General features: G+C 71.2%; 9 protein-coding genes. 6 read left to right on the top strand and 3 right to left on the bottom strand.

What is annotated here, in order from left to right:
• Positions 1-18: 18 nt before the first annotated feature.
• Both LN042_RS36150 and fabG read right to left on the bottom strand, forming a co-directional pair.
• Positions 19-858, bottom strand: a complete 840-nt coding sequence (locus LN042_RS36150; protein ID WP_230055706.1) for an SAM-dependent methyltransferase — start codon at positions 856-858, stop codon at positions 19-21.
• A 224-nt stretch (positions 859-1082) separates the two neighbouring features.
• On the bottom strand, positions 1083-1850 hold the full coding sequence (gene fabG / locus LN042_RS36145) for a 3-oxoacyl-ACP reductase FabG (RefSeq protein ID WP_230055705.1): 768 nt from the start codon (positions 1848-1850) through the stop codon (positions 1083-1085).
• Between the two features lie 338 nt (positions 1851-2188).
• Here fabG and LN042_RS36140 point away from each other — a divergent pair, with 338 nt between their 5' ends.
• On the top strand, positions 2189-3097 hold the full coding sequence (locus tag LN042_RS36140; RefSeq protein WP_230055704.1) for a MarR family winged helix-turn-helix transcriptional regulator: 909 nt from the start codon (positions 2189-2191) through the stop codon (positions 3095-3097).
• 150 nt (positions 3098-3247) lie between these two features.
• On the opposite strand, the gene LN042_RS36135 is transcribed toward LN042_RS36140, so the two are convergent.
• Positions 3248-4102 carry an aldo/keto reductase gene (locus LN042_RS36135; protein WP_230055703.1) on the bottom strand — a complete coding sequence of 285 codons (855 nt, stop codon included), beginning with the start codon at positions 4100-4102 and terminating at the stop codon, positions 3248-3250.
• 181 nt (positions 4103-4283) lie between these two features.
• On the opposite strand from LN042_RS36135, the gene LN042_RS36130 reads away from it, so the two are divergent.
• The 5 genes from LN042_RS36130 to LN042_RS36110 all read left to right on the top strand — a co-directional run bounded on the left by LN042_RS36130 (position 4284) and on the right by LN042_RS36110 (position 8231).
• Complete coding sequence (locus LN042_RS36130; RefSeq protein WP_230055702.1) at positions 4284-4535, top strand: LapA family protein; 252 nt, start codon at positions 4284-4286, stop codon at positions 4533-4535.
• A 21-nt stretch (positions 4536-4556) separates the two neighbouring features.
• Positions 4557-5309, top strand: a complete 753-nt coding sequence (locus tag LN042_RS36125; protein ID WP_308191926.1) for an amino acid ABC transporter ATP-binding protein — start codon at positions 4557-4559, stop codon at positions 5307-5309.
• A 282-nt stretch (positions 5310-5591) separates the two neighbouring features.
• Complete coding sequence (locus LN042_RS36120) at positions 5592-6497, top strand: LysR family transcriptional regulator (RefSeq protein WP_230055701.1); 906 nt, start codon at positions 5592-5594, stop codon at positions 6495-6497.
• A gap of 97 nt (positions 6498-6594) precedes the next feature.
• On the top strand, positions 6595-7167 hold the full coding sequence (locus LN042_RS36115; RefSeq protein ID WP_230055700.1) for a cysteine dioxygenase family protein: 573 nt from the start codon (positions 6595-6597) through the stop codon (positions 7165-7167).
• Entirely contained in the window at positions 7167-8231 is a 1065-nt protein-coding gene (locus tag LN042_RS36110) for a YeiH family protein (protein WP_230055699.1), read from the top strand. Before LN042_RS36115 ends, LN042_RS36110 begins: the two co-directional genes overlap by 1 nt.
• Positions 8232-8529 lie beyond the last annotated feature (298 nt).

Genomic DNA, 8529 nt, shown 5'->3' with positions numbered 1-8529 from the left:
AAATACGCGCCCTAGCGGCTACTTCTTCCGGGCCACCGCGGCATAGCCCGGCGCCCACACGTCGGCCGCCCCGGCGGACTCCGGCCGCCACTCGGGCAGGACCACCAGGCCGGGCTCGACCGGCTCCAGGCCCTCCAGGAACCGCTCGACCTGCTCCCGGGTGCGCGGGGTCGCCTGGGCGGCGGCCCGCCGGTAGACCTCCTTCCCGGCCTCCGTCTGGGCCGGGTCGCCGAAGTCGCCGGTGCCGTGCGACAGGATCAGGAAGCTACCCGAGGCCAGTGCGTCCATCAGGGTCTTGACGATCCCGTACGGATCCTGGTCCTCGTCCACGAAGTGCAGCACCGCGACCAGCATCAGCGCGACCGGCCGGTCGAAGTCCAGCGCCGCGCGCACCCGCGGGTCGGCGAGGATCGCGGCCGGGTCGCGCAGGTCCGCCTGCAGGGCCACCGTCCGGCCCTGCCCGGCGCCGGCCATCAGGGCCCGGGCGTGCGCGAGCACGATCGGGTCGTTGTCCACGTAGACCACCCGGGCCCGCGGGTCGACCCGCTGCGCCACCTCGTGGGTGTTGCCCTCGGTCGGGATGCCGGTGCCGATGTCAAGGAACTGGTTGACGCCCTGCTCGGTGACGAACCGAACGGCGCGCTGCAGGAACGCCCGGTTGGCCTTGGCGGCCTCCGGCATGCCCGGCGCGATCGCGATGATCTGCTCGGCGGCCGCGCGGTCGGCCGGGAAGTTGTCCTTGCCACCCAGGAAGTAGTCGTAGATCCGGGCAGGATGCGGGATCTCCGGCCGCAGATCGGTGGCCGGCGGGGGCTCGTCCGGCCAGTCCTGTGCCATCCAGTCCGTCTCGTTGGCCATCCTCGGCTCCCGCCCTCATCGGTGATGTGGGAGCAGCATAGACAGTGGGCGATCAGCTGTCCGACAGACCGTCAGATTTTCTCCGGACGCCAACCGTGACCAGTACGGTGAGAATTCACCAGCAATTCCCGGGAGTGCCTGAGAGTGGGCTGCGAAACGTCAACAACTGACACGACCCTGGTCACCGGATGGGCACCATGACCAGGGTCGCTACGCAGGACGGACTAGTCGAGCGGACCGCCCGCGACGTAAATCACCTGGCCGCTGACGAAACCGGCGCCCTCGCTCACCAGGAACGAGATGGTGTGGGCGATGTCCTCCGGGACACCCACCCGCTGCACCGGGATCTGGCTGGCGGCGGCCTCCTTGAACGCCTCGAACTCCATGCCGACCCGGGCCGCGGTGGCGGCCGTCATGTCGGTGGCGATGAAGCCGGGGGCGACCGCGTTGGCGGTGACGCCGAACTTGCCCAGCTCGATCGCCAGGGTCTTGGTGAAGCCCTGCAGGCCGGCCTTGGCGGCCGAGTAGTTGGCCTGGCCGCGGTTGCCCTGGGCGGACGAGGACGAGAGGTTGACGATCCGCCCGTAGTGGGCGTCCACCATGTGCTTCTGCACCGCACGGGTCATCAGGAAGGCGCCGCGCAGGTGCACGTTCATGACGGTGTCCCAGTCCGACTGGGACATCTTGAACAGCAGGTTGTCGCGCAGCACACCGGCGTTGTTGACCAGCACCAGTGGGGCGCCCAGCTCGGTCGCGATCCGCTCCACGGCCGCCGCGACCTGGGCCTCGTCCGACACGTCCGCGCCCACCGCCAGGGCCCGCCCGCCGGCCGCGACGATCTTGTCCACGGTGTCCTTGCCCGCGGTCTCCTCCAGGTCGACCACCGCGACGGCGAAGCCGTCGGCGGCGAGCCGCAGCGCGGTGGCGGCACCGATGCCACGGGCGGCACCGGTGACGACGGCGACCTTCTCGGTGCTGGTCTGCTCGGTCATTCGCAGTACTCGTCTCTACTCGATTCGGGGTGCAGTTACCTTACCGGCGAGTAGAGGAGTCCAGAAGAGCGCCCGCCGGGTGAAAGCTCAACTCCACGGTGCGGGACGAATTACCACAAGTACACCGAACATCCGTCTACTATCCGCCCCTGCCTGCCGCATTGCGGCCTCCGTTTGTATAGTGTGCGCCAGCAGCCGTCGGCTGCACGGCGGAGCTCCCCTCGAAAAGGGTCGACATCACTGCGGTTGATGGCGATTCGCTTGGGGGAGGCCAGCGCGCCGCTACTGCCCCGCCCGGGTGTCCCACAGCACGCCGGGTGTGACATCAGGACGGATTCATGGTGCTGGGGGAGATCCCGACGACCCGCGTGCCCGGCAGACTGCAGCAGTCACCCGGGCACCTCATCCGCGTGGCCCAGCAGGTGCACACCCGGCTGTGGTCCGAACACGTGGGAGCCGAATTGACGGCTCCTCAGTTCGCGGTCCTGCTTGCCCTCGCCCTCGAACCAGGCGCCGACCAGCGCACGGTGGGGGAGCGGGCCTCGCTGGACAAGGCGACGATGGCCGAGATGGTCGCTCGGCTGGTACGGCGCGGCCTGGTGCTGCGCCGCCGCGATCCGGCGGACGGCCGGCGCAAACTACTCGCGCTCTCGCAGAACGGCGCCCAGGCGGTCCGAGAGGCCACCGGCGGCGTGGTGCGGGTGCAACGCATGCTGTTCGAACCGCTCTCGGGTGAGGAACAGCTCGAACTGGTAAGGGTGCTGGCCAAGATAGCCCGGCTGGAGCCGGCCGCCGTCGCCTCGTTGACGGACACCCGACCGCTGCTGGACGCCCAGCGTGCGGTCGGGTACCTGATTCGGGTTGGCCAGCAGGTACACACCAAACTCTGGTCGGAGTACGTCGGTTCGGAGCTGACGGCACCTCAGTTCGCGGTGCTGGACGCCCTGGAGACCGAGCCGGGCGCCGACCAGCGCACGGTCGGCGAGCTCGCCTCGCTGGACAAGGCGACGATGGCCGAGATGGTCTCGCGACTGGTCCGCCGTGGTCTGGTGCTGCGCCGGCGCGACCCTTCGGATGGACGGCGCAACCTGCTCTCGCTCTCGCCCACCGGTCAGGAGCTGCTGCACAGCGCCGCGGCCGGAGTGGCGCAGGTCGAGCGGCAGCTGCTCGAACCGCTCGACGAACTGGAGCGGCAGCGGGTGCTGGTGCTGCTGACGAAGGCCGCCCGCCTCGCACCGGTGGCGTAACGATTCGTCAGCTTTTCGCTGGTCGACCCACGTATGAGCGCCCCTCGATTCCAGGGGCGCTCATACGATTTTTCACTGGTTGGCGAACAGCCATCCCGGTGGGCGACTGGACCGCCCGCCGAGCGGTGGACAACTCGGCAGGCGCAGCGGTCAGTTCCAGTCGAAGCCGACCGGGTCCGGGCCGAGCCGCTTGCCGGTGGCGACGCCGTCGATCGCGGCGAGGTCCTCGGCGTCCAGCTCGAAGCCGGTGACCTCGAAGTTCTCCCGGATCCGGGAGGGCGTCACGGACTTCGGGATCACGATGACGCCCTGCTGCAGGTGCCAGCGCAGCACCACCTGAGCCACCGTGCGGCCGTGCTTGGCGGCGATCTTGACCAGGGCCGGCTCGGTCAGCAGCGCGCCGCCCTGGCCCAACGGGCTCCAGGCCTCGGTGGCGATGCCGTGCTCCGCGTGGAAGGCGCGCAACTCCTGCTGCGGGAAGTGCGGGTGCAGCTCCACCTGGTTGAGCGCCGGGACCACCGAGGTGTTCTCGAACAGCCGGGTGAGCTCGGCCGGGCCGAAGTTGGAGACGCCGATCGCCTTGGTCCGCCCGCCGGCGAGCAGCTCCTCGAAGGCGGCCCAGATGTTGTCGTAGCTGCCGTGCATCGGGCGCGGCCAGTGGATCAGGTAGAGGTCGAGGTAGTCGGTGCCGAGCCGGGCCAGCGAGGCGTCGAACTCACGCAGCACGGCGTCCCGCCCGGCCTGGCCCGACCAGTCGCGGGTGCCGCTGTTCCACAGCTTGGTGGTGAGGAAGAGCTCCTCCCGGGGGACGCCGGCCTGCCGGATGCCCTCGCCGGTGCCGGCCTCGTTCTCGTAGATCGCGGCGGTGTCGATGCTGCGGTAGCCGGCCTCGATCGCGGTGCGCACCGCGGCGGCCGCCTCCTCGTCAGGAACCTGCCAGACGCCGAAGCCGAGTTGCGGGATGACCGCGCCGTTGTTCAGGGTGATGCCGGGGATGCTGCTCACGAAAGCTTCGCGCCTCTCGTCATGGTTCGGTGTGTTTCGTTCAGTGAACCAACGGCACCGCCGCGGTGTTCCCGAGCCGGCGGGTACGGTCCACCCGTTCGGGTGAGCGGTGGTCCGCCGAACGAGGGACGGGGTCGTGCCTGGGTCGATCTTCGTGAAACCTCGTGCGCAGACTTGCGAAGTGACCAGGTATCCGGGCCGTCAGTCCGACGGCAGGAAGAAGAGCGAGATCGCGGGCATCCCGACCGGCATCGTGGTCGGCGTGGTGACGGCCCTTCTGGCGCTCTGGTTCCTGCTGGCCAACCTCGAGAGGGTGAGGATCCAGTTCTGGCTGTTCACCGTGATCGCGCCGCTGTGGATCGCGCTCGCCGCGACCCTGCTGATCGGCGGGGTGCTGGGCTGGGTGCTGAAGGGCCGGCGCGGCAACAGGTAGTCGGCGAAGGAGGGGGGTCGGGTGAGCGCCGCGGCATTCACCCCGCTGATCGAGCTCAGCGGGGTCAACAAGCACTTCGGCGAGCTGCACGTGCTGAAGGACGTCGACCTCACGGTGGGCCGCGGCGAGGTGGTGGTGGTCATCGGCCCGTCGGGCTCCGGCAAGTCGACGCTCTGCCGGGTGATCAACCGGCTGGAGCCGATCGAGAGCGGCACCATCACCATCGACGGCCGTCCGCTGCCGGCCGACGGCAAGGGGCTGGCCCGGCTGCGCGCCGAGGTCGGCATGGTCTTCCAGTCCTTCAACCTGTTCGCCCACAAGACGGCGCTGGAGAACGTGACGCTGGCCCAGCTGAAGGTCCGCAAGCGGACCAAGGACGAGGCGCAGGCCAGGGGCCGGGCGCTGCTGGACCGGGTCGGCCTGCTGGCGTACGCCGACAAGTACCCGGCCCAGCTCTCCGGCGGTCAGCAGCAGCGGGTGGCGATCGCCCGGGCACTGGCGATGGATCCCAAGGCGCTGCTCTTCGACGAGCCCACCTCCGCGCTCGATCCGGAGATGATCAACGAAGTGCTGGACGTGATGCGCTCACTGGCGGCGGAGGGGATGACCATGGTGGTGGTCACCCATGAGATGGGCTTCGCCCGGGCCTCCGCCAACCGGGTGGTCTTCATGGCGGACGGCCGGATCGTCGAGGACGGGGCACCCGAGGAGTTCTTCGCCCATCCGCAGACCGAGCGGGCCCGGGACTTCCTCTCCAAGATCCTCGCGCGCTGAGGGGGCGACAGGTCTCGACTACGACCTGCCGTTCATCCCGGTGGTGATGGTGATCCCCCGGTCTACATCGGAGATGCCTGCTGCTCCCCTGGCCGGCGCACGCGGTCGAACGGCGCGGGCGGCGCAGTGTTCGACTGCGGGGCGGGCCGGCGGTCGCGTCGGCGGGCGTGCCGATGGGTCTGCCGAGTGAGGTGCGGGAACACCCCGAGGAACAGGGCTGATCATCTAATCAGCTGTTCTTGGGACAGATCCGATTGCCCAAAATTCTGCTTATGATTGGGCATGCTTGACTCCCGGCACATCCGGACCTTCCACGAAGTCGTGAGCAGTGGCTCGTTCACCGCCGCGGCCCGCGCGCTCGGTTACACCCAGCCCGCCGTGACCCAGCAGATCCGCGCGCTGGAGCGGGAGGCCGGGGTGCCGCTGTTCGCCCGGGACGGCCGCCGGATGAAGCTCACCGAGGCCGGCGAGACCCTCGCCCGGCACGCCGAGGTGATCCTGGGCAACCTCGGCGCCGCCGCCCAGCAGCTCCAGGCGCTGGCCCGGCTGCGGGCCGGCCGGGTCCGGGTCTGCGCCTTTCCCAGCGCCAACGCCACCCTGATCCCCGAGGCGATGGCCCGGCTGATCGCCGACCACCCCGACGTGCGGGTCGAGCTCCAGGAGGCCGAGCCGCCGGAGTCGGTCAACCGGCTGCTGGCCGGGGAGTGCGACATCGCCCTCTCCTTCAGCTACCCCGGGATCCGCACCGAACTGCCCCCGGACGTGGTCGAGGTGCCGCTGATGGAGGACCTGCTCACCGTGCTGCTGCCGGTCGGCCACCCGCTGGCCCGCCGGCACGCCGTCCGGCTGGCCGAGCTCTCCCAGGCCCGCTGGGTGGCCGGCTGCCCGCGCTGCCGCGCCAACTTCCTGCACATCTGCGCCGACCAGGGCTTCGAACCCGACATCGTCTTCACCACCGACGACAACCTGGCGATGCAGAGCCTGGTCGCCGCCGGGGTGGGCCTGGCCGTGGCGCCCTCCCTGGTGCTCTCCTTCCTCTGCCACCGCAAGGTCACCGGCCGGGCGTTGGAACCCCATGTGCGCCGCCAGGTCAGCGCCTTCGTACTGCGCGAGCACCTGCCGCTGCCGGCCACCGCCGTGGTGCTGGCGCAGTTGCGGACGGCCGGGGCCAGCCGGGTCGGATGCTGACGGGGCGTTGGTTTCCGAGAATTCATAAGCGCAGCTAGGCAACCGCCAACGTACGCTCCTTGGACGTAGCGCCCCCGCGCGACGCACGCTGCTCGGCATGACATCGACCACCACGGAGCGCCCCGGCAGCGGACAGCTCACCCCCGAGGCACAGGCCCTGATCGCCGACACCCGGGCCGTGGTGGCCCGAGGCCTGGCCCCCGACCTCACGGCCTTCCTGGTCGGCGAGCAGCTGCGCGAGCGACTCGGCCGACCGGGCCTGCTGACCCCCGCCCAGTGCGAGCCCGACCCCGAGCACTACCGCACGCACGTCCTGCACACTGAAGAGGACGGCAGCTTCTCGGTGGTGGCCCTGGTCTGGCTGCCCGGGCAGCGCACCTGCATACACGACCACGTCTGCTGGGGCGTGGCCGGCGTGCACCAGGGCCAGGAGGTCGAGCGCCGCTACCGGCTGGTGCCGGACGGGCCGCGCGCCCAGCTGCTGCCCACCGAGGAGCTGGTCAACGACACCGGCTCGGTGAGCGCCTTCACCCCGCCCGGTGACATCCACCGGGTCCGCAACGGGGGCGGCGACCTGGCCGTCTCCATCCACATCTACGGCGCCGACGTGCGGCGCCTCGGCAGCAGCGTCCGCCGGACGTACCCGAGTCTGGCGGGCGAACAGGACTGATGAGCTTCACTCGTACACAGCCACACATCACGGCCCCCCTGTCCGGGCTGCGGCGCCGCCCACCCGCCGCACTGCCCGGACTGCTGCTGGCCGCTCTCGGCGTGGTCGCGGCCATCCTGGTGCACCGAGCGGTCCCCGCCGTGCCGATGCTCACCGCCTCGGTGGTGCTCGGCATCGCGGCCGCGCAGCTGCCCGGCAGCCGGCAGCTGGTGCAGGGCGCCGCCAAGGCCGGACTGGGCGTCGCCGCCAAGCGGCTGATGCGGGTCGGCGTGGTGCTGCTCGGACTCAAACTGAGCCTGTCCGACGTGGCCGGGCTGGGCTGGGCCACCGTCGCCCTGGTGCTCACCGTGGTCGCCGCCACCTTCGCCGGCACCTGGTGGCTGGGCCGCCGCCTCGGCCTGCCCGGCGACCAGCCGCTGCTGGTCGCCACCGGCTACTCGATCTGCGGTGCCTCGGCGATCGGCGCGGTCAGCCAGGTGACGGGCAGCGAGGAGGAGGACATCGCCGGCTCGGTGGCGCTGGTCACCCTGTGCGGCACGCTGGCGATCGCCGTGCTCCCGCTGCTGCACACCCCGCTCGGCCTCGACCCGGTGGGCTTCGGCCGCTGGGTCGGTGCGAGCGTGCACGACGTCGGCCAGGTGGTCGCGACCGCGCAGACCGCAGGGCCGGTGGCGCTGCGCCAGGCCGTGCTGGTCAAGCTGATGCGGGTGGCCCTGCTGGCCCCGCTGGTCGCCGGCCTGGGCGTGGCGGCGCGGCGCGGATGGGTGGCGCGACGGACCGAGGAGGGTGCGGGCGGGAAGCGGACGCCGGTGCTGCCGCTGTTCGTGGCCGGCTTCCTGGTGATGATCCTGCTGCGCAGCACCGGGCTGCTGCCGAGCGCGGTGCTCGACGACGCCGACCAGGTGCAGCAGCTGGTGCTGGCGGCGGCGCTGTTCGGCCTGGGCGCGGCGGTGAACCTGCGGACCTTGGTGCGCACCGGTGGGCGGATGGCGGCGCTGGGGCTGGCGTCCTGGGTGATGGTGGCCGGGGTGTCGTACGCGGGAGTCCTGTTGACGGTCGGCTGACACCGGACGGCCTGGGCGCGGGCTCCGCAGCGGGTGGTGGACCCGGTGCGGAGCCCGCGGCCGTTCGTGCGTGCGGCGGCGCGGGTCGGCGTCGCGTGTCGGCGGCGCGGGTGAACGGCGCGGGGCTTCGGCGGTGGGCTTCGGCGGTGGGCCTCGCCGATGCGTTTCGCCGGCGGCTTCGCGGGCGGGTCAGCCGAACGGGTCAGCGGTGCGGGTGCCGAACGGGTCGGAGGCGGGAGCGGTGGCCTGGGCGGGGACGGCCTGGGCGGGGACGACGTCCGCCGGAGCGGAGGTGCTC

Origin of the sequence: Kitasatospora humi, assembly GCF_020907985.1 — a bacterium.
In the GTDB taxonomy this organism is placed as follows: domain Bacteria; phylum Actinomycetota; class Actinomycetes; order Streptomycetales; family Streptomycetaceae; genus Kitasatospora; species Kitasatospora humi.
Note: the sequence above shows the minus strand (reverse complement) of the source record. Positions and strands in the feature narration are given on the sequence as shown.

Bases quoted from the DNA above. Each gene is read 5' to 3' on its own strand.
- LN042_RS36150 (WP_230055706.1), bottom strand. From the start codon at position 858: ATGGCCAACGAGACGGACTGGATGGCACAGGACTGGCCGGACGAGCCC.
- LN042_RS36120 (WP_230055701.1), top strand. From the start codon at position 5,592: ATGCTTGACTCCCGGCACATCCGGACCTTCCACGAAGTCGTGAGCAGT.
- LN042_RS36110 (WP_230055699.1), top strand. From the start codon at position 7,167: ATGAGCTTCACTCGTACACAGCCACACATCACGGCCCCCCTGTCCGGG.
- fabG (WP_230055705.1), bottom strand. From the start codon at position 1,850: ATGACCGAGCAGACCAGCACCGAGAAGGTCGCCGTCGTCACCGGTGCC.
- LN042_RS36115 (WP_230055700.1), top strand. From the start codon at position 6,595: ATGACATCGACCACCACGGAGCGCCCCGGCAGCGGACAGCTCACCCCC.
- LN042_RS36140 (WP_230055704.1), top strand. From the start codon at position 2,189: ATGGTGCTGGGGGAGATCCCGACGACCCGCGTGCCCGGCAGACTGCAG.